Here is a 23,423-nt window from a genome sequence, read left to right on the forward strand (position 1 = left end):
GCATTTTTAATCTGATCTCCAAAGGAACGCTCCCCATGAAGTTTTTTTCGTTGATGAAATCTCTGCTCGGCGCAACTGCCATGAGTTTCCTGTTGATGGGTGCTGCCCACGCTGCGGACAAAGGTACCCCCGCTGAAGCAGAAGCTATGGTCAAGAAGGCTGTGGCCTATATCAAGGCTAACGGACCGGAAAAATCGTACGAAGAATTCACAAACGGGAAGTCCTTCAAGGACCGAGATCTCTACATCATTGTGTATGACCTGAATGGCAAGAATCTAGCCCAGGGTGCGAATCCCAAGCTGGTTGGAAAGGACCTTATTGGTTTGAAGGACCCTGATGGCAAGCCACTCATTCAAATGTTTGTGGACTTGGCCAAGTCCAAGGGCAAAGGCTGGGTAGAGGGTTACAAGTTCCTGAATCCTGTGACCCAAAAACTGGAAGAAAAGGCTATGTACCTGGAACGTGTAGGTGACACCCTCGTGGGTTGTGGCATCTACAAGGGCTAATAAGTAAACCCCGTTAACAAATAAGAGGAATCCATATCATGCGTATAAATTCGATGTTCAAGGGTATATGTGCCGCATTTGTGGCGAGTCTGATGATGGTTGGGGCTTCCCATGCCGCAGAGCAAGGTACTGCCGCCGAAGCAGAGGCCATGGTCAAGAAGGCCGTGGCCTATATCAAAGCCAACGGACCTGAAAAGGCCTATGAGGAATTCACCAACGGAAAGTCCTTCAAAGACCGTGACCTCTACATCTTTGCCTATGACTTCACCGGCAAAAATCTGGCCCATGGTGCCAACCCCAAGTTGGTAGGAAAGGATTTGATCGGTCTGAAAGACCCGGACGGAAAATTGATCCTGCCCCCATTGATTGAGGTGGCAAAGAGTAAGGGCAAGGGCTGGTCGGATACCTTTAAATTCAGGAATCCAATGACTGAAAAAATGGAAGACAAAGTGATTTATTTTGAGCGAGTGGGCGACACTTTTGTCGGCTGCGGTATCTACAAAAAGTAATGCTGAAAACGCCACCACTTGCGGGTGGCGTTTTTCTATGGTGTGCGCTCTGGTCCTGGAGTCCCTGAATGAATTTACGTGATATGAAGATTGGGTTGCGGCTAGGCTTGGGCTTTGCTGTCATCCTGCTTGCGGCTGCCGCCATGGTGTCGGGTGCGCTGATTAGCAACAGCCTCGGGCGGGCTGCGTTGCTGGAGACACTGCAACGCGCCGCAGTGCAGCAGGACTTAGCTGAAGAAATGCGGCAGGCGTTGCTCAGTAGCGCAGTCTCCATCCGCAATATGGGCCTGCAGACCAAGGTGGAAGAGGTTCAGAAAGACGAAACCGAAGCCAAGAAGTACCGTGCGTCGTACTTGGCAGCCCGCGGGAAGCTGGAGGCTGCAGGATTGGAGCCCAAAGAGCGGGAAATATTTGCCCGTCTGGCAGACATTGATACCAAGACCGATGCCTTTTTTAAAGATGCCGTCGATTTGGCTGCGCAGTTCAACACGGAGCAGGCAGCCGCTGTGATTACGGGCAAGATTGACCCGCTGCTCAAGCAGTCGTTATCGGAACTGGTGGCATTCGTTGCATTGCAAAAACAACATACCGAAGAGGCAACCGCGAAAGCCAATGCGCGCAATCAGCAGGTAGTCGGTGTCATCGTTGCCGCTGGGGTACTTGTGCTCTTGATTGCGGCCATGATGTCTTGGCGCCTCACTGTGAGTATTACCCGGCCATTGCACGTTGCGCTAGATGCCACCGCCCGTGTGGCCGATGGCGATTTGGTGAGCGGCATTGCCGTGAGCGGTCGTGATGAAGCGGCACAGTTATTGGGTGGCTTATTGGAAATGCGCAACAAACTTGCCGAATTGGTCAGCCAAGTGCGATCCGGTGCGGAGAATATTTCCACGGGTGCCAACGAGATTGCCGCTGGCAATGCCGACCTGTCTCAGCGTACCGAGACGCAGGCTAGTAGCTTGCAGCAAACAGCGGCTTCCATGGAGGAGCTCAGTTCCACGGTTCAGAACAATTCCGAGACGGCGCGCCAGGCGAACCAGATGGCTGCATCTGCCAGTGCCGCTGCCGTCAATGGCGGCGTGGTAGTGGGGCAAGTGGTTTCCACTATGAATGACATCAGTGTTTCCTCGCGGAAGATTTCCGACATCATTAGTGTTATCGACGGCATCGCCTTCCAAACCAATATCCTGGCCTTGAATGCCGCTGTAGAGGCAGCCCGCGCTGGAGAGCAGGGCCGTGGATTTGCCGTGGTTGCCAGCGAAGTGCGTAGCCTGGCGGGGCGCTCAGCCGAAGCCGCCAAGGAAATTAAAAACCTGATTAATGCCAGCGTAGAAAGAATTGAAACCGGTGGCCGCCTCGTGGGCGCCGCAGGCGAATCCATGCAGGACATCGTGACGCAAGTCAAGCAGGTTGCGGGGCTTATTGGCGAGATCAGTGCCTCTGCGCACGAGCAGACTAGCGGCATCGCGCAGATCAACCAAGCCATCGTACAGTTGGATAACGTGACCCAGCAAAACGCTGCGCTGGTCGAAGAAGCTGCTGCGGCAGCTGACAGCCTGAACCAGCAAGCCGGCCGCATGGTGAACGTTGTCAGTGTGTTCAAACTCGACACCCATGCCGCGGCGTCGGCACCGCAGCCTTCGCGTAAGTTGCCTGTACCCCAAGCTGCGCGCCTGGCGCCTCCCAAGTCGCGCCCATCAGCAGCGGCCATACCACCGCGGCGTGCGCCCACTGCTATTGCATCTTCGGCCGAGGCCAACGACGACTGGGCCTCGTTCTAGCTCAACGCCGCCACGCAGGCGTTTTGAAGGCTTCGACCAGAAAGTCCACCATCGCACGCACCTTGCCGGGCAGGTGTTTGCGGCTGGGGTAGATGGCGTGGATGGCGATCGCCGGGCCACGCAATTCGGGCAGCACTTGCACCAGGCGGCCGTTGCGCAAGTCATCCCCGACCAGAAAGGCTGGCTGGTAGATCACACCTTGGTCCGCCAACGCAGCAGCGCGGCAGGTGTCGCCGCTGTTGGCGCGCAGACGCGGGTGGGTGGCCACACTGTGGGCCTTGCCTTGCGCGTCTTCAAAGGTCCACACGTCGCCGCCTGACCACCACGAATAGGCCATCACGCTGTGCTCGGTGATGTCTTCCAGTGAATGAATGGGGGGCGCAGTGCGCAGGTAGCCGGGCGAGGCACACAGCACCACACGGTCATGCGCCAGAGTGCGCGACACCAGGCTGGAGCTGGGCTGGGTGCTGATGCGCACGGCCATGTCGTAGCCCTCGTCCACCAGGTCGACCACGCGGTCGGTCAGCGTGATGTCCAGCTCCACCTGCGGGTGCAGCTTCAGAAACTCGCCCCACAGCGGCGCCAGGTGCAGGTTGCCAAAGGTCAGCGGCGCATTGAGCTTGAGCCGTCCGCTGATGTGGCTAGCGCCATCGCTGACGGCGGCGTTGGCGTCTTCCAGGTCTTCGAGGATCTGGCGGCTGCGCTCAAAGTAATCGCTGCCTGCATCGGTGAGCGACAGGCGCCGTGTGGTGCGGTTGAGCAGGCGGGTGCCCAGCGCAGCTTCGAGCTCCAGCACCAGGCGCGAGACCACGGCCTTGGAGGTGTCCAGTCGCTGCGCCGCCTTCACAAAGCTGCCTGCCTGCACCACCGCGGTGAAGGCCTGCATTTGCCGGAACACGTCCATGGTCAGGCCCCGTGCTCAGGGGGCGATGCGATGGAGCAGAAGGGCGAGGGGAGGTGGGGTTGCATAGGCAGGCTCCGTTGATTGTCAATATTTTAGGGTTATTGAGTAAATGAAGATGCTATTTATCTTTAATCTGTTGACAGATAAAGTCCAAACCAGACACCCTCCAGGAGACTTTCATGACTGCTTCCGCTATTGCCACGGCCACAACGGCCTCTGCCCATCTGCCCACGTTATTCGTGTCGCACGGTGCGCCGCTGTTTGCGATCGAGCCCGGCAGCACCGGCCCAGCGCTTGCGGCTTGGGGCCAGACCTTGCCCGCCGATTTGCGGGGCATTGTCATCATGTCGCCGCACTGGATGGCGCGGACACCGGCCGTCATGACCACGGCGCGGCCCGAAACCTGGCACGACTTTGGTGGCTTCCCGCCTGCGCTGTACGAGCTGCAATACCCCGCTGCCGGTAACCCTGCGCTGGCGCAGGAGGTGATGGACTTGCTGGCCGGTGCCGGCATGGACGCGAAGGCGGATGCGCAGCGCCCCTTTGACCACGGCACCTGGGTGCCGCTGATGCACATGCTGCCCAAGGCCAACGTGCCTATCGTGCAGGTGGCCTTGCCCATGGGCTGGAATGCGCGCCAGGTCTATGCCATGGGCCAGGCGCTGCAAAGCCTGCGCGACAAGGGCGTGCTGGTCATGGGTTCAGGCTCCATGACGCACAACCTGGGCGAATTTTTTGGTGGCGAGCGCGCCGTGGCGCCGTATGTCACCGAGTTCAGCCGCTGGATCGAAAGCAAGCTGGCTGCCGGAGATCTGGATGCCTTGCTGGACTATCGGCAACAGGCGCCGCACGCCCACCGCGCGCACCCCAGCGAAGACCACTTTTTGCCGCTGTTTTTTACGCTGGGTGCCGCAGGCGCCCAGGCCCGGCCCGACTACCTGAGCCGCGAGGTGATGTACAGCATGCTCGCCATGGACAGCTTCACTTTGCAATGAAAATGGCCTGAAGCCCGCATGTGGATTGCGCAAGCAGCTACTGAAAATATAGCGTTTCCAGATGTTGGCGCATCGCCTGCACGGCGGGTGGTTGATGCTGTGGCAGGATGGAGGCCTATGGTGAAATTCTGCTTTTCTGTGCGTGCGGCAGCGCGGTTGCTGCAGCGGTGTTGGGTGCTTGCGTTGTTCGTGTTGTCGGGTGCCAGTGCGATAGCGGCGGCGCCATCGGCTGCCGCACCGGTGACGCTGGTAGTGGGGTTTTTTGACTTGCTGCCACATGCCACCACTGCGCGCGGCGGGCAGGCACAGGGCGCGGCCATCGACTATTTCAACCTGATCGCGAAAGAAATGGGCGTCAGCGTCCGCTACACGCAACTGCCCATGGCGCGCCTGCTGCTGGACCCCAAGGTGGACATGGTGCTCTACATGGGCAAGAACCCCGAGCGGCTGCTCAAGTTTGATTTTCCGCGCCAGCCGCTGATGAAAATGGAAGGCGGTGTGGCAGTGGACACCAACAGCCCGCTGACCCGCATCGACACGGCCGATGACCTGCTGAACCTGACCATTGGTGTGTGGGATGCCGGTTACCGCGGCGCGCTGATGCGTGACACACGCCTCACGCTTTACAGCATGCCCATCGAGGCACTCGCACAGCGCGGGCTGCAGATGGTGGTGACGAAACGCCTGGACGGTTTCTACAACCCCGACATTCATTCGCTGCGCCACCAGATCAAGAACCTGGGTCTGCAAGACCAGGTGCGCGTGGTCAGCCTGCCGTTGGCAGAAGACGGGTTGTACTCGGCGTTTGTCAAGGCCAGCGCGCCGCGTTACCTGGCCACGTTTGAAAAGGCCTACGCCAAGGTAAACAAGAAGATGAGCTACGAAGCCTTCCTGGCAAAGTACCTTGCACAAGAAAAATAGTAGTCAAAAATGGTCGCAGCCCTTGTAGAGTGTGCGCAAGCAGCTATTGAATTAATAGCGTTCTAGTGCGTCCGGCTTACTTCAGGTAGGCCGAGAGCCCATAGCCTACGTAGCCGGTACTGCCGGAGCTGGCGGTGGACAGCTTCTCCACCATGGACAACATGCCGGCCTGTTGTGCCTGCAGCGTGCTGGCACGTTTACCCAGCGACGCCATCGAATCGCTCACGTTGCCGCCGGTGGCGAGTTCCTTGGTCGCGGCCTTGTCGACCAGTTGCCCTATTTTTGCCAGCGCCGACTGCACGGCGGCGGGGTTGGCCTTCTGGGCTGCGTCGAATTTGGTGACGTCCACGGACAGGGTTCCGTCGGACAGCTGTTTGATGCCGATCTTGCGCAGCGCGTCCATGTTGGCGGTGTTGGAACGCAGCGTCCGGTTCAAGTCGGCCGTGACCCGGTTGGCGTTGCTGGCTTCTGCCGCAGACCCACCCGCTACGGACGCGGCGGCTTTGGCGGTGGTCACGGCGGCATTGAAGTTGGTCAGAAAACGGTCTGCGGCGCTTCTGACGTCTGCCACGCTGCTGGTTGCCGTGAGGCCGCCCAGTGTTTTGGCCGCCAGTTGCGCGTCCGATACCGAAGACTTCAGCTTGCCAAACGACGAGAGCTGCGCGCTGGTGGTATCGAGCTGCGACTGAAGGCGGGCCCCGGCCTTTTGCATGGCCAGTGACGCAGGGCTCGCGCTGCTGGTGGCCTTGGCCGATGTCTGCGCACTGGCCTGGCTGCTGGTGGTGTTGGCGTTTGTGCTGGTGCTGGTACTGGTGCTGGAGGTGAGTTGCGAGATGTTCATGGCGGGTCCTGTAGCTGCCAATGACCATAGCGCAATGGTCCGCACGCAGTGACTCCATAAAGCCTGCAATCCCCCCCCATCTGTGGCGTGACGAAAAGCGGACGCGAAAACGGATGTGTTTAAGCCGGCGTGGTTTGTGGTGCGGTGACCATCACATGGCGCTGGCCACCGGCGTTTTTGGCCTTGTACATGGCGCTGTCTGCAGTCAGCTGCAGGGTGTGCGGTGACACTGCACCGCTGCCCATGGCAATACCAATCGACGCGCCCAGGGCACGTGTGTGGGACTCCAGCACAAAGTCGGGTCGCATCGCCACCAGGAATTTTTCCGCTACGACGGTCGCTGCGATTTGGGCGCTGACCGGGTCGGCATCCAGATCGGTCAGCAACACGGCAAACTCGTCCCCACCGATACGAGCCAGCGTGTCCGAGCTGCGCACTACGGCGCTGAGGCGCCGCGCGACTTCCTTCAGGGCCATGTCACCCACCGCGTGACCCAACTCGTCATTGATGGGTTTGAATTGGTCCAGGTCAATGCACAAAAAGGCCACACGTTTGCCATGGCGCGCGGCGCGCGCCATGGCCTGGGTCAGCCGGTCGGCCAGCAGCGCGCGGTTGGGCAGGCCGGTCAGCACATCGTGGTGGGCCATGTGGGCCATTTCCGATTGGCTGGCCCGCAACTTGGCCAACAGGCGGTTGAAGGCCTCGGTCAAATGCCCCACCTCGTCCTGGCGCACGACGTTCAGCGGCTCCAGCGGTATCTCGCCCAGCGTCATGCGATCCGCCTGCTCGGCGGCTTGCAACAGCGGGCGGAACACGAAGTACAGCGGGATGGTGGTGATGAACAGAAACAGGAACAGGGTCCACACGCTGTTCAAGGCCACAAAACGCTGCACGCGTGAAACCACCGACAAGGCTTCTGCGGTCGGCACCCGGGCCACCACAAACCAGCCAGTGCTGGGCACCGGCGCTATGGCGGCGATCTCTTCCACACCGTAGGCGTTGACCGTGATGCCACTGCCCCAATCGCCTTGCATGGCCCGGTCATTGAACACATTGGCGCCGGGCGGTGGGCTGGGTGTGAGTACCAGTTTGGGGTCCGTGGCGGCAATCAACAATTTGTCACGGGCCGACACCAGCAAAAAACTGCCTGTCTCGCCAATTCGGTCCTGCTCGGAGAAAGACAAAAAACCGGGCGCGGCCAGCGCCGTCACACCCACCAGCAGCGCACGCACCTTGCCCGAGGTGTCTTTCACGGGCGCCACCAGTGGCAGCAGGGCTTGCTGGCTGGTGCTGTCTCGCACTGGGCGGCCTACTTCCAACGTGCCTGTGCTGGCCAACTGCGCCCAGTCCAGCGCGCCGCTGGGTAGCAGCGCCTGGCCGGCGTGGCGCGTGTCGCTGGCCACGGGCTTGCCATCGGGCGTGTAGAGCACCAGTCCTTCGGAAAACAGCGGCTGGTACTGGTGGCGCAGGGTCAGCCAGTTTTGCAGGGCCTGGGGCTGTTGCAGCAACTCCAGCGGCAGCGTGGTGGCCATCTGGGTCAGCATCTGCTGGCGCTGCAGCATCTTCTGGCCTACCTCACGGGCGACGTAGTTGGCCAGCATCAATTGCTGTTCAGCTTTGACCTCGGAGATGTTTTCACGCAGGTACTTGCCCAGTGTGAGATAACGCGCAACATTGCCCGCCAGTATCAGACAAAGACCTACCAGGATGATGCGGGCGGCAATGCTGTTACGGAAGCGGCGAAAATTCATGCAAGGATGATAAAGGCCCACTGTGACGTTTCTGGGCAACCCGGCGTGATTTCGGGTACTTTTCGCGCTCTTCAGGCGGTTTCAGCATTCCACGATATTGACAGCCAGCCCGCCGCGCGCGGTTTCCTTGTATTTGGTCTTCATGTCGGCGCCGGTTTCGCGCATGGTCTTGATGACCTTGTCCAGGCTCACCTGGTGTGTGCCGTCGCCGTACAGCGCCATGCGCGCCGCGTTGATGGCCTTGACCGAGGCAATCGCGTTGCGCTCTATGCACGGTATCTGCACCAGCCCGCCCACGGGGTCGCAGGTGAGGCCCAGGTGGTGCTCCATGCCGATCTCGGCGGCGTTTTCCACCTGCTCGGGCGTGCCGCCCATCACCGCGCACAGGGCAGCGGCGGCCATGGAGCAGGCCACGCCCACTTCGCCTTGGCAGCCCACCTCTGCGCCGCTGATGCTGGCGTTCTCTTTGTAGAGGATGCCGATGGCCGCAGCGGTGAGCAGGAAGTCGACCACACCCTTGTCATTGGCCCCATGCACGAAACGCGTGTAGTAGTGCAGCACGGCCGGAATGATGCCGGCCGCGCCATTGGTGGGCGCAGTGACCACGCGCCCGCCGGCGGCGTTTTCTTCGTTCACCGCCAGTGCGTACAGGTTCACCCAGTCCATCACCTGCAGCGGGTCACGCAAGGCAGCTTCCGGGTTGGCGGTGAGCGCCTGGTACAAGCCCTGCGCGCGGCGCTTCACCTTGAACGGGCCGGGCAGAAAGCCCGGTGTGGCGCAACCGCGTTTTACGCAGTCCTGCATCACCTGCCAGATGCGCAGCAGGCCGGTATCAATGTCCGCATCGCTGCGCCAGTGTTGTTCGTTGCGCCGCATGATTTGCGCAATGGAGAGTCCTTCGCGCTGGGCCAGCACCAGTAGCGCGTCGCCGCTGGTAAAGGGCAGGGGCAGCACGGTGGCGTCGGGTGCGATGACTTTTTGGCGCGTACCGTCCGCAGCCACTTCGTCACTCACGATAAAACCACCACCCACCGAGTAATAAATGCGCTCGGCCAGTTCTTGGCCCGCCGCATCCAGCGCCACAAAACGCATGCCGTTGGCATGGAAGGGCAGCGGCGCGCGCATGAAGAGCAGGTCGTCTTTCTCGTGGAACGCAATGCGCTGCGTGCCCGCCAGCGTGATGTGTCGGCTGTCGCGCACCTCGGCCAAGAGGGCCGGGATGCGGTCTACCTCTACCGTATCGGGCTCGTGGCCAGAGAGGCCCAGCAGCACCGCCACGTCACTGGCGTGGCCCTTGCCGGTCGCGCCCAGCGAGCCATGCAACCAGCAGCGCACCGTGACGGTCTGGTCCAGCACACCACTGTGCTGCAGCCGCGCCACAAACTGCCGCGCGGCCCGCATGGGCCCCACGGTGTGGGAGCTGCTGGGGCCGATGCCGATCTTGAACAGGTCAAAGACGGAAACGGCCATGCTGTTTCAACCTTTGAGTTGGGCTTGCAGATCCGCCAGCAAGGCGTCTACCGACGCCTCGGTGGTGTCCCACGCGCACATGAAGCGGCAGCCACCACCGGCGATGAACTGGTAGAACTTCCAGCCCTTGGCGTGCAGGGCATGCACTGCTGCTTCGGGCAAGTGGGCAAACACGCCATTGGCTTCGGGCGTGTGGGCCACGCTCACGCCGGGCAGCTTTTGCAGGCCGTGGTACAGGCGCTGCGCCATCGCGTTGGCGTGGGTCGCGTTGCGCAGCCAGACATTGTTTTCCAGCAGGCCCACCCAGGGCGCGGAGATGAAACGCATCTTGGAGGCCAGTTGCCCAGCCTGCTTGACGCGGTAGGCAAAGTCTTCGCTCATGGCCTTGTCGAAGAACACCACGGCTTCGCCCACGGGCAGGCCATTTTTGGTGCCACCGAAGCACAACACGTCCACGCCCGCGCGCCAGGTGATGTCGGCGGGGGCGCAGCCCAGGTGCGCCACGGCGTTGGCAAAACGCGCGCCGTCCATGTGCACTTTGAGCTGGTGTTTTTTAGCGGCGTTGGCAATGGCGCGCACTTCTTCCACGGTATAGACCGTGCCCATTTCCGTGGCCTGGGTGATGGACACCACCTTGGGCCGCGGGTAATGGATGTCGCTGCGCTTGGTCACCAGCGCGCTTACTGCGTCGGGTGTGAGTTTGCCCAGGCGGGCGCTCTCCGACTGCCCCTCCGCCACCATCAGCTTGGAGCCGTTGGAGAAGAACTCGGGGCCACCGCATTCGTCGGTCTCGATGTGCGCCACCGGGCTGCAGATCACCGAGTGGTAGCTCTGGCACAACGAGGCCAGCGCCAGCGAGTTGGCTGCCGTGCCGTTGAACACAAAGTACACGTCGCACTCGATGTCAAACAGCGTGCGCAGCATGTCGGTGGAGCGCTGGGTCCAGCGGTCATCGCCGTAGGCCGGCTCGTGGCCGCTGGCATTGGCCTCCATGAACCAGTGCATCGCCTCGGGGCAGGTCCCCGCGTAGTTGTCGCTGGCAAATTGCTGTCGCGTTGGTGTAAGTTGGAATGTGGTGGTCATAATTCTTTATGTGTTGCAAAGATCGGCAAGGTGTCACACTTGCAAAATCAAGTACCTGTTCATTCGTCATCAAGTGGCATGACGATATACCTTTGAACCTTTTTCCAAGGTATGACGAACATTACGCCTCGACAACCCCTATTAGCTTCTGCTGTGTCGTTTGTGTAAATTGCCAGACCCGTTCGGGTTGGCATAAATTCAAATGAAAAACCAATACGATCGCCCCATTTGTGGGCATCCAAATCGGGCAACCCATCGTCCATTGAATACAGCAGGCCATTTTTCCACTCTTCAAAGCAATCGGCACGCGTCTGATCGCCCGTTGCTTGCTCCTTGGCTGAAGGAGTTTTGCTAGCTGGGAATCTACTCAACTCCAACAGTGTGAGACTCTCGATAGTCTGCTTACGTTTAAGGAACTTCCCAGGGATCGTGATGAAGCCGTGCTTGCTAATAAATGGGCTCACATCCTTTGCACTCAAGTGCTTGAAAAAAGTGGTGCGAACATCCACGCTTTTGCCTGTTTCAATATCCAGCGTGGATGATCCATACCCATCTACTGAGTGTGCCCCACCGTAATAGCCACCACTCCCACCGCCTAGGGTGAGTATTTTTTTTGAAACGTAGTGAATGCTGGAGTTATCGTATTCACGACCATCCAAAGAATGGTTTTCCAATCTTGCGGCGGCGAGCCCTAGAAGCTCCAACTTAAATTGGGCATTGAATGCTTGCATGACATCCTGCGCTAGCCCAGATACTAGTTGGGGGACCTTTGCACCCGAGCGGGTATCCATCAAAAATCCGGCTGTAACACCATTCATTTCTTTGATGCCAACGAGCTTGGTAGGCCCCGACCCAAGCAATGTCTGCCAAGCCCCCAAATTCAGTGATTGCTGACCGGTCGTTAGTCGTAGTTCGACAGGAGATAGTTTGGATTGAGCGTTGGCCTGCCATTTGGCAGAGACTCTTTCGGGGGGCTGGTTTTCTTGCGGAAGATCGACTTGCCAGAAGCCTGTTGGCTTCGAGCAGTCCAGATCATTGAATGTCTCTATGCATTCGACTAGTTTTCCATCGGACTGAAGAACCAAGGGAATGGTTTTTCCAATGTGACGATAAAAATAGCGTGCCTTGATCTGAGGTTTTGATTCACCATCGTCGCCAAAGGACTCCAGCTTCGAAAAGGTTAAAACGATGTCTTTACCCGCAAGTTGAGATTGGTAAACAACTGGCAACTTGTCTTCCGCCAATACCGATTGCGTGATGAGCGCGATCAAGACCGACAGCAAACGAACTCGGTGTGACATCGTCATACTCGCGATTTTTAGGCGTATTCATTCAGCGGCACGCAGCTGCAGAACAGGTTGCGGTCGCCATACACGTTGTCCACCCGGCCCACGCTGGGCCAGTACTTCACGGCCTTGAGGCTGGCCACAGGGAAGGCGCCTGTCTCGCGGCTGTAGGGGCGGTCCCACTCTGCACCCAGCAGGCTGGCGGCGGTGTGGGGGGCGTGTTTCAGCGGGTTGTTGTCTTGCGGCCATTCGCCCTTTTCAACGCGGGTAATCTCGCCGCGGATGGCGATCATGGCGTTGATGAAGCGGTCCAGTTCGGCCAGGGTTTCGCTCTCGGTGGGTTCCACCATCAGCGTGTTGGGCACGGGGAAGCTCAGCGTGGGCGCGTGGAAACCATAGTCCATCAGGCGCTTCGCCACGTCTTCGGCCATCACGCCGCAGGTGTCCTTGAAACCGCGCAAATCCAAAATGCACTCATGTGCCACATGGCCGTTGGCGCTGGCGTACAGCGTAGGGTAATGGTCCGCCAGGCGCGAACTGATGTAGTTGGCCGCCAGAATGGCCGCCTCTGTCGCGTGCTGCAGGCCATCGGCGCCCATCATGCGGCAGTACATCCAGCTGATCGGCAGCACCGCTGCATTGCCCAGGGGCGCAGCGCTCACCGCGCCCGTGCCGGGCACACCACCGGTGGCGTGGCCGGGCAGGAAGGGAACCAGATCAGCCACCACACACACGGGGCCGACACCGGGGCCGCCACCGCCGTGGGGGATGCAGAAGGTCTTGTGCAGGTTCAGGTGGCTCACGTCGCCGCCAAACTCGCCGGGGGCGGCGGTGCCCACCAGTGCGTTCATGTTGGCGCCGTCCACATACACACGGCCACCGTGCTGGTGCACCAGCGCGCACAGTTCTTTGACCGACGTTTCAAACACGCCGTGCGTGCTGGGGTAGGTGATCATTACTGCGGCCAGGTTGGCGCTGTGTTGTTCACACTTGGCTTGCAGGTCGGCCATGTCCACGTTGCCGTTGTCGTCGCATTTGGTGACGACGACTTGCATGCCCACCATCTGCGCGCTGGCCGGGTTGGTACCGTGTGCGCTGCTGGGGATCAAACAGATATTGCGGTGCGCTTGGCCCTTGCTGGCGTGGTACGCCTGAATGACCAATAGGCCTGCGTATTCACCCTGGCTGCCCGCGTTGGGTTGCAGGCTGATGCCGGCGTAGCCGGTGGCGGCGCACAGCCAAGCGCGCAGTTGTGCGTCCAGCTCGGTGTAGCCCTGGCGTTGGTCGGCGGGGGCGAAGGGGTGAATGTTGGCGAACTCGGGCCAGGTGATGGGGATCATCTCGCTGGTGGCGTTGAGCTTCATGGTGCAGCTGCCCAGTGGAATCATGCTGCGGTCCAGCGCCAGGTCCTTATCCGAGAGCATGCGGATGTAGCGCAGCATGCCGGTCTCGGAGTGGTGGGTGTTGAACACCGGGTGCGTGAGGAACTTGCTGGTGCGGCGCAGTGCGGCGGGGATCAGCGACTCGGCTGTTGCCTCCAGCGCGTCCACGCTGGGCAGGGCCTGGCCGGGCTTGGCGAACAGACTCCACACCAGCGCCAGGTCGTCACGCGTGGTGGTTTCGTCCAGGCTGATGCACAGGTAGTCTTTAAAGTAAATTCGCAGGTTGGCACCCGCGGATACTGCGCTAGCAGCTATCGAATTCGTAGCGCCATCGGTCTTTAGCGTGACCGTGTCAAAGGTGGCCTGCGCACGCACGGGGACGCCTAGCTGCTCCAGGCCCTTGGCCAGGATGGCAGTGAACTTGGCCACGCGCTGGGCGATGCGGGTCAGACCTTCGGGGCCGTGGTACACGGCGTACATGCTGGCGATAACGGCCGGCAGCACCTGCGCGGTGCAAATGTTGGATGTGGCTTTTTCGCGGCGGATGTGTTGCTCGCGCGTTTGCAGCGCCAGGCGGTAGGCCGGGTTGCCGTGGGTGTCGATGCTCACACCCACAATGCGGCCGGGCATGGAGCGTTTGTATTCGTCGCGGCAGGCCATGTAGGCGGCATGCGGGCCACCGTTGCACAAGGGCATGCCGAAGCGCTGGGTGGTGCCCACCACGATGTCCGCGTCAAACTCTCCGGGGGGTGTCAGCAACGTGAGCGCCAGCAGGTCGGCGGCCACGATGAAGGCGGCCTGTTTGCCGTGCACCAGCGCCACGTCAGCGCGCAGATCGTCAATGCGGCCGCTGGTGGCGGGGTACTGGGCCAGCACGGCAAAGTAGTCGCCGGCCAGCGCGGCTTCCCACTCGGGGGCGGAGTTGGCAAGCAGGACGGTAATGCCCAGCGGCGCGGCGCGGGTTTGGATCACCTCAATGGTTTGCGGGTGGCAGTCGCCGGCCACCACAAACACATTGCTCTTGCTTTTGACGCTGCGTTTGGCCAGCGTCATCGCTTCGGCGGCGGCGGTAGCCTCGTCCAGCATGGACGCATTGGCCATGGGCATACCGGTCAGGTCACACACCATGGTCTGGAAGTTCACCAGCGCTTCCATGCGGCCCTGGGAAATCTCGGCCTGATAGGGCGTGTAGGCGGTGTACCAGGCGGGGTTTTCCAGAATATTGCGCAGGATCACGCCGGGCGTGTGCGTGCCGTAATAGCCTTGGCCAATAAAGCTCTTGAGCACCTTGTTCTTGCCAGCCAACACCTTGATCTCGGCCAGCGCTGCTGCTTCGGTGATCGCGGCGGGGATGTCCATCTTGCTGCTGCGCGCAATGCTGCGCGGCACGATGCTGTCGATCAGCGTACGGCGCGAGGTCTCGCCGATGGCCTTGAGCATCAGCGCTTCGTCGGCAGCATCAATGCCGATGTGGCGTGCGTGGAATTCGCTGGCGTTTTCCAGCGCAGTGAGGGTGGGGGCAGATGTAGGCATGGCAGGCGGCTATCTATCAAACCGTTCGCCCTGAGCCTGTCGAAGGGCAAGCGAAACAGTAAAAGAGGAAAGGGCTTCGACAGGCTCAGCCCGAACGGGGGGATGCTCCCCCGCCCATTGTTTAGGCGGCAGCGGCGAAGCTGGTGTAGCTGGTTTCGTCCATCAGGCCGTCGAGTTCGGCGGCGTTGGACAGCTTGACCTTGAAGAACCAGCCTGCACCCAGCGGGTCGGTGTTGGCCAGGGAGGGGTCGTCGCGCAGCGCTTCGTTGACTTCGGTGATTTCACCGGTCACGGGCATGTAGACGTCGGCAGCGGCCTTGACGGACTCGACCACACCGGCGATGTCCTTGGCGGCAAAGGTGGCGCCCACGGCGGGCAGGTCCACAAACACCACGTCGCCCAGCGCGTCCTGCGCGTGGGTGGTGATGCCTACGGTGGCGATGCCGCCTTCAACCTTGAGCCATTCGTGGTCGGGGGTGTACTTGAGGGACATGGAGAACTCCTGAAAGATGAAACTGAATTGAATAAAACCAAAAAATTGAACCTGCCAGCGCAGACTTTAGCCGCTGGCCCGGGCTTCAGCCGCGGAAATAGTTGGTGGGCACAAAAGGCATGGCACTGACCACCATGGGCACGGGCTTGCCGCGCACGATGGCCACCACTTTGCTGCCCACAGCCGCCCAGGCGGCATCTACATAACCCATGGCCACCGGCGTGTCGATGGTCGGGCCCAGCAGGCCACTGGTCACTTCGCCGATCTTGTTGCCCGCGCCGTCTTGCAGCTCGGTGTGGTCGCGCACGGGGATGCGTTCCTGGGCGATCAGTCCCACGCGTTTTCGAGTGCCTGTATTTATGCCATTTTGGGCTGTAGCCCCCGTGGATTGTGCGAGAGCAGCTAGTATTTTTGTAGCACCCGGAAAGCCACCTTCACGCGCACCACCCGCGCGGCGCACCTTTTGCATCGCCCACAACAGGCTGGCTTCGACCGGCGTGGTGCCTGTATCAATGTCATTGCCATACAGGCACAGGCCCGCTTCCAGGCGCAGCGAGTTGCGTGCGCCCAGGCCAATCGGCTTGACTTCGGGCTGGGCCAGCAGCGCGCGGGCCAGCGCGTCGGCGTGGTCGTTATGGACAGAGATTTCAAATCCGTCTTCGCCGGTGTAGCCGCTACGGGTGAGGAACACGTCGATCTTTTGCGTGCCTGTGTCCACGGTGAAATTGCCACCGGTCATGAACACCAGCTTTTCCACGCCGGGTGCCAGGCGGGAGAGGGCGGTGACGGCCTGCGGGCCTTGCAGCGCCAGCAGAGCGTATTCGGGCATGGTGATCACATCGCAGCGGTTGCCAATGCGTTCCTGGATGTGGGCAATGTCGCCCACCTTGCAGGCGCCGTTGACGATCACGAAGAGTTCGTTGTTGCCCTTGTTGAAGAACATCAGGTCATCAATGATGGTGCCTTCGTCGGTCAGCAGCAGGCCGTAGCGCTGTTTGCCCACCGCCAGGTCAATCACGTCCACCGGCATCAGCGTTTCAAACGCTGCGGCGGCATCGGGCCCCACCAAGCGCAATTGGCCCATGTGAGACACGTCAAACAGGCCGGCAGCTTTGCGGGTGTGATGGTGTTCGGCCATCAGGCCGGCGGGGTATTGCACGGGCATGGAATAGCCGGCAAAGGGCACCATGCGGGCGCCCAATTCGATGTGCAGCGCGTTGAGCGGCGTGGTTAGCAGGGTGTCAGTAGCGGGAGCGGACATGGCGGGTACCAGGCGGCCCAGCGCGGGGCGCTGGAGGGGGCAAATCAAAACCCGAGGCGCACGCATAATTGCGCACGCCCGGTGCTGCCCCCGCTGTCCGCTTTACCTGAGAGATTCGCCGGGCCTGCGTGCACGCCTAAAAGGGGTGCGCAGACTGCGGTTTGCTCCTTCGGTGGGCTGCAGTGCATGCAGCCTCTCTCCAGTGGGGAAACGTCAACTCCGGTGAGGGAGATCAACGCGGGTCAGTCCTTTTGCCTGAGCGTTCAGACCGCTGCAATCAGCAATCTTGCGCCTTCGGCGGTTTCCTCGAAGGAAACTCTCTCCTGACTGGGTGGGATTCTAAACCAGCCGCGTACCGGGACGATTGCAAGAATGTCTATCGTCGATTCAAATGAATCCTTGACAATGCCCGGCGCATTGCCGGAAAGCGGAGATATAGGGTTGTGGCCGCGAACTGCACCAATTTTTTGAAATCCACTGCAATCAAATGCAAGCGGCCAACCCAAGCCCCTGCATGCATCAACGATATCTGGTTATTGCACGCGTGGACTATAGGGACTGCTTTTGGTTGTTCATGATCACCTAGTTTCAGTCTCAAAAATGTGACCTGTAGGAGTCTCAAACCGTGGTTATTCATTGTCTCTTTTTCAAAGTCGCACTGGGTGCTTCCCCAAAGGCAGACTTGTAATACCCGGCAAACATTCCTACGTGCGCAAACCCCCATCGATGTGCGATCAACAGTATCGAGCTAGTTTGAGTCGGGTCACTTAGATCTTGGCGCGCTCCCTCCAATCTGATGCTGCGAAGGTAACCCATTGGAGTAGCCGATCGATACTTGCGAAAGCCTTCTTGGAGTGATCGAACGCTGGTGCCCGCTGCACTGGCGATAGATGTCAGGGTGAGCGGTTGGCGCGCGTTGTGGCGCATGAAGTCAATGGCCCGTATCACATGGTGGGGTGCCGGCAACAAATTGGCCCGCCCCCTCAGCCGTTCAGTGTAATTGTTGGGAATACCCTCCAGCATCAAACGCCCCAACGACTCTGCCAAACTTGCCATGGCGGTTGGTGCGTCTTCCAGTGCGGAGGAGTCATGCATGCCTGCCATCCAGACATCTGCCATTGCGATCATGAGTGGTACCACACCACTTTGCTGTGCCGGGTTCGGAGTGAATTGCACACGACCGTGTACCGGTGTGCCAATCATTTCTGCCAACTGTCGGTGAATCAAATCGCTGCGAAACGACAGGCCTTTGAACTGAAGGCCTGCAGCGAATTGAGCTCCTTTGATACCTTGCCGGTCTACAACCAGTGTTCCCGGGGAAGGATGTCCAGGCTTGTGGCCTGAGGAAAAATTCACGGCCAGGTGCCCTGAATGTGCAACGGCTAGGGTATAGCCATCGAAGTCCCTTTCACATTCGAACGTGAGTCCGCTTGCGCTTTGTGTCTGGAACACCCCCACCCCGCTACGGGCGACACCTTTGACATCAATATCGAACGCGCAACCAATGGAACGCGCCTTGACTGGGGCATAGGCGCTGGATAAGAAGTCGCTGGCTTCGTCTGGATTGGTTGAGCGTATGTGGAATTTTGAGGGCTTGTCCATCATTGGAAATACCCATGTGGACATGTTTTTCTACAACGCACACTATCTTTCATGAGCTTGAAATGCTGATTCATTGTGTTTATGGGAATTGCTACCCCATTCTTTGAGGGGATATAGCACTTGGTCGTTGATGCAAAAAACAGCATCAAACGTGTCAAGGCCCCTGGCAAGCTTTCCGCCGCGGTTGGGGCTTCTCCGATGCGGTGGAGCCATACACGCCCGCCATCCAGACATCCGCCAGCATGGCTCAGTATGGGCGAACTTTCCAAAATTTCCCTTTTCCTGCCCATTCAACCCGCCTAGAAATAGGCACATTGGCGAGCCACGTCTAGCCGCTATGGCGATGCAGGTAAATAAAGTTGCGTTTTTTGGATTGGCCTGCGTTTTGGCGACTTGTTTTCATCCTCTGCGCCCCATCAACTCGTAAGCTGATTGTCGTCATGACGCATTCAAGTGCTCACTCGCAAATGTGAAGTGGCACCTAGTGATCAACGTAATCTTTTATCCAAAGACTAGATGGAAATAACACATGAAGCTTTTTCAAATCCAATTTTTTCGCGCACTTTGCTAGGAGATACGCATGTTCAAAACTCTTACGGTCGCAAAGCGCTTGGCACTGGGATTTGGTGCAGTCGTCGTACTCGGTGTCAGCATCGTGGCATACGCCGCCTTCAGTATGAAGTCACTCAACGCGGACATTGACCTGCTTTTGGAGGATCGACTGGTTAAGGTGATCTTGTTCGACGAATATCGCAGCAATTTGCAAACCATCGCCAGTCTCACCAGAAACATACTCATCATCGACAACGACCTCACAGCCTATCAAGCGGAACAACAACAGATCGTTGCGCTCAAAGCCAAGAACGGTGAGCTCTTGCAAAAGCTGGACACGCTGATAACACTCCCTGTGGCCAGAGATTTGCTGAAAGTCATCAAAGAAACAGGCAAAGACTACGACATCGCCATGGAGAAAACAGTTGCCCTCGCCATAAAGAATGAGAATGCCGCTGCATCTGCTTTGCTGTTGGGTGACATAAGGAAAATGCAGGCGACCTTGTTTAAGGCGGTAGATGATTCCATTGCGGCGCAAGAAGCTGCCGCAAACGAGCTGGGAGAGGCTGCATCAAAGTCCTCAAATACTGGCATCGTTTTCATGTCAGTCTTGGCGGGCGTTATGGCGATCTTGGGTGCTGCGGTGGGAATTTTTCTGACGCGTAACCTGCGCAACGCACTAGGGGCAGAACCTGGAGATTTGAGTGCCGCCGTGGCCCGCGTGGCGGAAGGTGATCTGAGTCAGCGTCTAGCGGTAACGCCTAGCGATACGATTAGCGTCTTGGCCAACGTGGCCAGAATGCAAGAAGGTTTGGCGAAGGTGGTGTCTACCGTACGTTCTGGTTCCGAGGAAGTTGCCACGGCAAGCGCCCAGATTGCCTCGGGTAATAACGACCTCAGCCAACGTACGGAAGAGCAGGCCAGCGCGCTCGAAGAAACTGCAGCCTCCATGGAGGAACTCAGCTCTACAGTCAAGCAAAACGCAGACAACGCTCGCCAAGCCAACCAGTTGGCGCAGAGTGCGTCCAGCGTAGCGGTGAAGGGCGGTCAAGTAGTGAGTGAAGTGGTGGAAACCATGAAAGGCATCAACGACAGCTCCAGAAAGATCAGCGACATCATCAGCGTGATCGACGGCATTGCCTTCCAGACCAACATTCTGGCGCTCAATGCAGCGGTAGAGGCTGCACGTGCGGGAGAGCAAGGTAGGGGTTTTGCGGTTGTGGCTTCCGAGGTACGCAGCTTGGCTGGGCGCTCTGCCGAAGCGGCCAAGGAGATCAAGGGGCTGATTAACGCCAGTGTGGAACGTGTGGAACAGGGAACGGCTCTGGTGGACCAGGCAGGTGTCACGATGATTGAGGTAGTTGGCTCCATTCGCCGTGTGACCGATATCATGGGCGAAATCAGCGCGGCAAGCACCGAACAAAGCCAAGGCGTTGCACAGATCGGTGAAGCGATCCAACAAATGGACCAAGTCACACAGCAGAACGCGGCGCTGGTGGAGGAAATGGCGGCAGCTGCAACCAGTCTGAAAGGCCAGGCACAAGACTTGGTTCAAGCGGTCAGTGTGTTTCAGCTTGGCGCAAGCGCTACGGGGAATCAGATGAAAGACGTTACGCGACAACAGCCAGCCAATGTGCGGCAAGCGCCGAGGACGCAGAAAGTCAACAACCCATTGCGTCCTGTTCGTGGTGTTACAGCGCCACAGACCAAGAAACCGCCGTCTGCGGTGGTGGATACGGATGGTGATTGGTCAAGCTTTTGAAATCAGCAGGATCTTCCAAAATGACTGACTTAGCCCGCAGTGATAGTTCCGATGAAAGCATCGAAGATATTGTTGCCGCACTGAATGAACTGCGAGACGTGTTGGTCGATCTTTCACTCACGATGAAAGACCTGATGTTCGAAGTCGATTCGGTTGGTCGGTCTGAAGCGCTGGAACGGGCTAAGGTGCTTATCAACAGAAGTAAGCACGCTTAGATCAGCACTGGTATCGAGATTGCCGAGCCGTATCCCAATGTAGGAGATTCTGTCGCCGATAGCTTGACGGATCAGGCTATTGGCGATTTTGCGTGACTCTGGGGTCACATGCGAGGTTCAGGTTGCCGGATTCGTGCTGCATATTTTTTTCACGGATCCAAACCGGTCGATCACGTGTTTCGTGAGATAGCCCACTGCGGAAGCATGAGCCAATTCTTCAAGAGGCTGCATCCATTGAAAGATGGTCGTGCGCCTCCAAACGCAATTTCTGGGGAGAAGATAAGCCGCTTATGGTTGCAAGAGCTGACATTAGACTGCTTGTTATTTGAAAACAGGCGCAATGTCCAACGCCAAGAACCCATGCTTCAGTTTCTCCGCCACATCCTCCTAGCCATCCACTTCCTCATCGCCAGCTGCATCAACCTGCTGATCGGCTTGGCCCGCCCCCGCAACCCCGACAACAGCCGCCTGTGCGGCCGGGTCTATTCGTTGCCGGCCCTCCGCATCCTGGGTTTGCAGACCACGCTGGAGGTGGGTGACCTGACGGCGCTGCCCAATCCGTATGTGATGGTGGTGAACCACCAGTCCAACTACGACCTGTTCATTCTGGGCAGTGTGGTGCCGCGGCGCACGGTGACGATTGGCAAGCAGAGTCTGAAGTGGATTCCGTTTTTCGGCCAGGTGTACTGGCTGGCGGGGAATGTGCTGATCGATCGCGACAATGCGGAGAAGGCCAAAGAGGCAATGCTCAAGACCACCGAGGTGATGCAGCACCAGGACACGTCGATCTGGGTGTTCCCCGAGGGCACGCGCAATCTGGGGCAGGGGCTGCTGCCGTTCAAGAAGGGCGCGTTCCAGATGGCGATCAACGCCGGGGTGCCTATCGTGCCGCTGTGCGCCAGCAGCTATAAGCGCGACATGCGGCTGAACCGCTGGCGCAGCGGCAAGCTACGCATCCGTTCGCTGCCGCCCATCCCCACCACGGGCCTGACGCTGGACGACATGCCTGCGCTGATGGAGCGCTGCCGGGCGCAGATGGTGGCGTGTATTGCCGAGCTGGACGCGCAAACGGCCTGACATACGCCTCAAATTACTATGCTTTTGATAGCTGGTTGCGCACACTCCATGCGGGCTAGAGGCCTATTTCATGCCTAAACCCGCTGTGCGGGCTGCGCAGCAGCCCCAGGGCGGGGCGCCGGTGTCAGTCGTGGAGTGAACTCAAGAACTGCTTCAGCTCTGGCGTTTGCGGGTTGGCAAACAGTTCTGCCGGTGGGCCGATCTCGTGCACCAGGCCCTGGTGCATGAAGATCACGCGGTCTGCCACCTTGCGGGCAAAACTCATTTCGTGGGTGACCATGAGCAGCGTCATGCCCTCGTCGGCCAGTGTCTCCACCACACGCAGCACTTCACCCACCAGCTCCGGGTCCAGCGCGCTGGTGATTTCGTCGCACAGCAGCACGGCGGGTTCCATGGCCAGCGCGCGGGCAATGGCCACACGCTGCTGCTGCCCGCCGGACAGCTGCTCGCCAAAGGCGTCAAACTTTTCTGCCAGGCCCACGCGCTCCAGGAGCTTGCGCGCGAGGGCTTCGTTGGCGGCGCTGTCTTTCTTCTTCACCAGGCCGGGCGCCAGCATGATGTTTTTGCCCACGGTGAGGTGGGGGAATAAATTGAAGCTCTGGAACACCATGCCCACGTGCTGGCGCAGCTCGCGCATGGCGGCGGCGTTTTTGTGCAGCAGGGGTTTGCCGTCTACGGTGAGGCTGCCGCTCTGGAATTCTTCCAGGCCGTTGATACAGCGTAAGAGCGTGCTTTTGCCCGAGCCGCTTTTGCCGATGATGGCGATGACTTCACCGGGCTGGACCTGCAGGTCAATGCCCTTGAGCACTTCGTTCGTGCCATACGATTTGCGCAAGCCCGTGATTTCAACGATGGACATGAATCTTCCTCTCCAGGTGCTTGGCGTACAGGCTGACGGGGTAGCACAGTAAAAAATACATGAGGGCCACGCAACTGAAAATCAGGAACGGGCTGAAGGTGGCGTTGGCGATGGTCTTGCCCACCTTGGTGAGCTCCATAAAACCAATGACGGAGGCCAGCGCCGTGCCCTTGATGACCTGCACCAGAAAACCCACCGTGGGTGGCACCGCAATCTTGATGGCCTGGGGCAGGATGATGTAGCGCAGTTGCTCGTAAAAGCTCAGCGCCAGGCTCTCGGAAGCTTCCCACTGACCGCGCGGAATGGCGGCCACACAACCGCGCCAGATTTCGGTGAGGAAGGCGCTGGCATACAGCGTGAGGCCGATGCCCGCCGCCACCCAGGGCGAGGTGTTGATGCCAAACAGGCCCAACCCGTAGTAGGCCAAAAACAGTTGCACCAGCAGCGGTATGCCCTGGAACAGTTGTACGTAGGCGGCGACGATGGGCTCCACCGCGGGCAACTTGGTCAGGCGCAGCATCAGCAAGAGCAGGCCCACCGTGCTGCCGCCGATAAAGGCGATCAGCGACAGGCCGATGGTCCAGCGGCTGGCCAGCAGCAGGTTGCGAAGGATGTCCCAGAGCGAGAAGTCAACCATGGC

Annotated in this window: 20 protein-coding genes and 2 riboswitches; of the genes, 8 read left to right on the forward strand and 12 right to left on the reverse strand. The window is 59.3% G+C overall.

Annotated features, from left to right (window positions below; genetic code table 11):
• Window positions 1–35 precede the first annotated feature (35 nt).
• The 3 genes from RS694_RS06940 (at window position 36) to RS694_RS20985 (ending at window position 2,796) form a co-directional block, all read left to right on the forward strand.
• The gene (locus tag RS694_RS06940; RefSeq protein ID WP_029705927.1) at window positions 36–506 is read left to right on the forward strand and encodes a cache domain-containing protein; all 471 of its coding nucleotides are present in this window, start codon (window positions 36–38) and stop codon (window positions 504–506) included.
• Window positions 507–544: 38 nt separating this feature from the next.
• Window positions 545–1,015 (forward strand): cache domain-containing protein, encoded by a 471-nt coding sequence (locus tag RS694_RS06945; protein ID WP_241463842.1) that lies wholly within the window; start codon window positions 545–547, stop codon window positions 1,013–1,015.
• A 68-nt stretch (window positions 1,016–1,083) separates the two neighbouring features.
• Window positions 1,084–2,796 carry a methyl-accepting chemotaxis protein gene (locus tag RS694_RS20985; protein ID WP_029705925.1) on the forward strand — a complete coding sequence of 571 codons (1,713 nt, stop codon included), beginning with the start codon at window positions 1,084–1,086 and terminating at the stop codon, window positions 2,794–2,796.
• A 1-nt stretch (window position 2,797) separates the two neighbouring features.
• On the opposite strand, the gene RS694_RS06955 is transcribed toward RS694_RS20985, so the two are convergent.
• The gene (locus RS694_RS06955) at window positions 2,798–3,700 is read right to left on the reverse strand and encodes a LysR family transcriptional regulator (RefSeq protein WP_029705924.1); all 903 of its coding nucleotides are present in this window, start codon (window positions 3,698–3,700) and stop codon (window positions 2,798–2,800) included.
• Window positions 3,701–3,879: 179 nt separating this feature from the next.
• Here RS694_RS06955 and RS694_RS06960 point away from each other — a divergent pair, with 179 nt between their 5' ends.
• A complete protein-coding gene (locus RS694_RS06960; protein ID WP_029705923.1) occupies window positions 3,880–4,695 on the forward strand; it encodes a DODA-type extradiol aromatic ring-opening family dioxygenase in 816 nt (271 codons plus the stop codon).
• A 174-nt stretch (window positions 4,696–4,869) separates the two neighbouring features.
• Window positions 4,870–5,616, forward strand: coding sequence for a substrate-binding periplasmic protein (locus tag RS694_RS06965; RefSeq protein WP_161631552.1), 747 nt, complete (start codon window positions 4,870–4,872; stop codon window positions 5,614–5,616).
• A gap of 76 nt (window positions 5,617–5,692) precedes the next feature.
• Here RS694_RS06965 and fliD read toward each other — a convergent pair whose 3' ends face one another.
• From fliD to RS694_RS07015, 9 genes are all read right to left on the reverse strand, one after another.
• Window positions 5,693–6,457 carry a flagellar filament capping protein FliD gene (gene fliD / locus RS694_RS06970; protein ID WP_081708535.1) on the reverse strand — a complete coding sequence of 255 codons (765 nt, stop codon included), beginning with the start codon at window positions 6,455–6,457 and terminating at the stop codon, window positions 5,693–5,695.
• Between the two features lie 119 nt (window positions 6,458–6,576).
• Window positions 6,577–8,208 (reverse strand): diguanylate cyclase domain-containing protein, encoded by a 1,632-nt coding sequence (locus tag RS694_RS06980; protein WP_029705919.1) that lies wholly within the window; start codon window positions 8,206–8,208, stop codon window positions 6,577–6,579.
• A gap of 81 nt (window positions 8,209–8,289) precedes the next feature.
• Window positions 8,290–9,678 carry an L-serine ammonia-lyase gene (locus tag RS694_RS06985; RefSeq protein WP_029705918.1) on the reverse strand — a complete coding sequence of 463 codons (1,389 nt, stop codon included), beginning with the start codon at window positions 9,676–9,678 and terminating at the stop codon, window positions 8,290–8,292.
• A gap of 6 nt (window positions 9,679–9,684) precedes the next feature.
• The gene (locus tag RS694_RS06990; RefSeq protein WP_029705917.1) at window positions 9,685–10,761 is read right to left on the reverse strand and encodes a threonine aldolase family protein; all 1,077 of its coding nucleotides are present in this window, start codon (window positions 10,759–10,761) and stop codon (window positions 9,685–9,687) included.
• Window positions 10,762–10,820: 59 nt separating this feature from the next.
• Complete coding sequence (locus RS694_RS06995; RefSeq protein ID WP_029705916.1) at window positions 10,821–12,068, reverse strand: hypothetical protein; 1,248 nt, start codon at window positions 12,066–12,068, stop codon at window positions 10,821–10,823.
• 11 nt (window positions 12,069–12,079) lie between these two features.
• Window positions 12,080–14,962, reverse strand: coding sequence for an aminomethyl-transferring glycine dehydrogenase (gene gcvP, locus RS694_RS07000; protein WP_029705915.1), 2,883 nt, complete (start codon window positions 14,960–14,962; stop codon window positions 12,080–12,082).
• Between the two features lie 121 nt (window positions 14,963–15,083).
• Window positions 15,084–15,455 carry a glycine cleavage system protein GcvH gene (gene gcvH, locus RS694_RS07005; RefSeq protein WP_029705914.1) on the reverse strand — a complete coding sequence of 124 codons (372 nt, stop codon included), beginning with the start codon at window positions 15,453–15,455 and terminating at the stop codon, window positions 15,084–15,086.
• An 85-nt stretch (window positions 15,456–15,540) separates the two neighbouring features.
• Complete coding sequence (gene gcvT, locus RS694_RS07010) at window positions 15,541–16,716, reverse strand: glycine cleavage system aminomethyltransferase GcvT (protein ID WP_029705913.1); 1,176 nt, start codon at window positions 16,714–16,716, stop codon at window positions 15,541–15,543.
• Between the two features lie 83 nt (window positions 16,717–16,799).
• Window positions 16,800–16,929: riboswitch (glycine riboswitch) on the reverse strand.
• A 20-nt stretch (window positions 16,930–16,949) separates the two neighbouring features.
• A riboswitch (glycine riboswitch) is annotated at window positions 16,950–17,052 on the reverse strand.
• Window positions 17,053–17,349: 297 nt separating this feature from the next.
• Window positions 17,350–18,342: a helix-turn-helix transcriptional regulator gene (locus RS694_RS07015; protein WP_037246423.1), complete on the reverse strand. Its 993-nt coding sequence runs from the start codon at window positions 18,340–18,342 to the stop codon at window positions 17,350–17,352.
• Window positions 18,343–18,898: 556 nt separating this feature from the next.
• On the opposite strand from RS694_RS07015, the gene RS694_RS20990 reads away from it, so the two are divergent.
• From RS694_RS20990 to RS694_RS07030, 3 genes are all read left to right on the forward strand, one after another.
• The gene (locus RS694_RS20990) at window positions 18,899–20,632 is read left to right on the forward strand and encodes a methyl-accepting chemotaxis protein (protein WP_051391673.1); all 1,734 of its coding nucleotides are present in this window, start codon (window positions 18,899–18,901) and stop codon (window positions 20,630–20,632) included.
• Between the two features lie 20 nt (window positions 20,633–20,652).
• A complete protein-coding gene (locus RS694_RS07025) occupies window positions 20,653–20,847 on the forward strand; it encodes a hypothetical protein (protein WP_029705910.1) in 195 nt (64 codons plus the stop codon).
• Window positions 20,848–21,207: 360 nt separating this feature from the next.
• The gene (locus RS694_RS07030) at window positions 21,208–21,924 is read left to right on the forward strand and encodes a lysophospholipid acyltransferase family protein (protein ID WP_029705909.1); all 717 of its coding nucleotides are present in this window, start codon (window positions 21,208–21,210) and stop codon (window positions 21,922–21,924) included.
• Between the two features lie 124 nt (window positions 21,925–22,048).
• On the opposite strand, the gene RS694_RS07035 is transcribed toward RS694_RS07030, so the two are convergent.
• Both RS694_RS07035 and RS694_RS07040 read right to left on the reverse strand, forming a co-directional pair.
• Window positions 22,049–22,783, reverse strand: coding sequence for an amino acid ABC transporter ATP-binding protein (locus RS694_RS07035; protein ID WP_029705908.1), 735 nt, complete (start codon window positions 22,781–22,783; stop codon window positions 22,049–22,051).
• On the reverse strand, window positions 22,770–23,420 hold the full coding sequence (locus RS694_RS07040) for an amino acid ABC transporter permease (RefSeq protein WP_029705907.1): 651 nt from the start codon (window positions 23,418–23,420) through the stop codon (window positions 22,770–22,772). Before RS694_RS07040 ends, RS694_RS07035 begins: the two co-directional genes overlap by 14 nt.
• Between the last annotated feature and the right edge of the window lie 3 nt (window positions 23,421–23,423).

It is taken from the genome of Rhodoferax saidenbachensis (genome assembly GCF_001955715.1).
GTDB classification, from domain to species: domain Bacteria; phylum Pseudomonadota; class Gammaproteobacteria; order Burkholderiales; family Burkholderiaceae_C; genus Allorhodoferax; species Allorhodoferax saidenbachensis.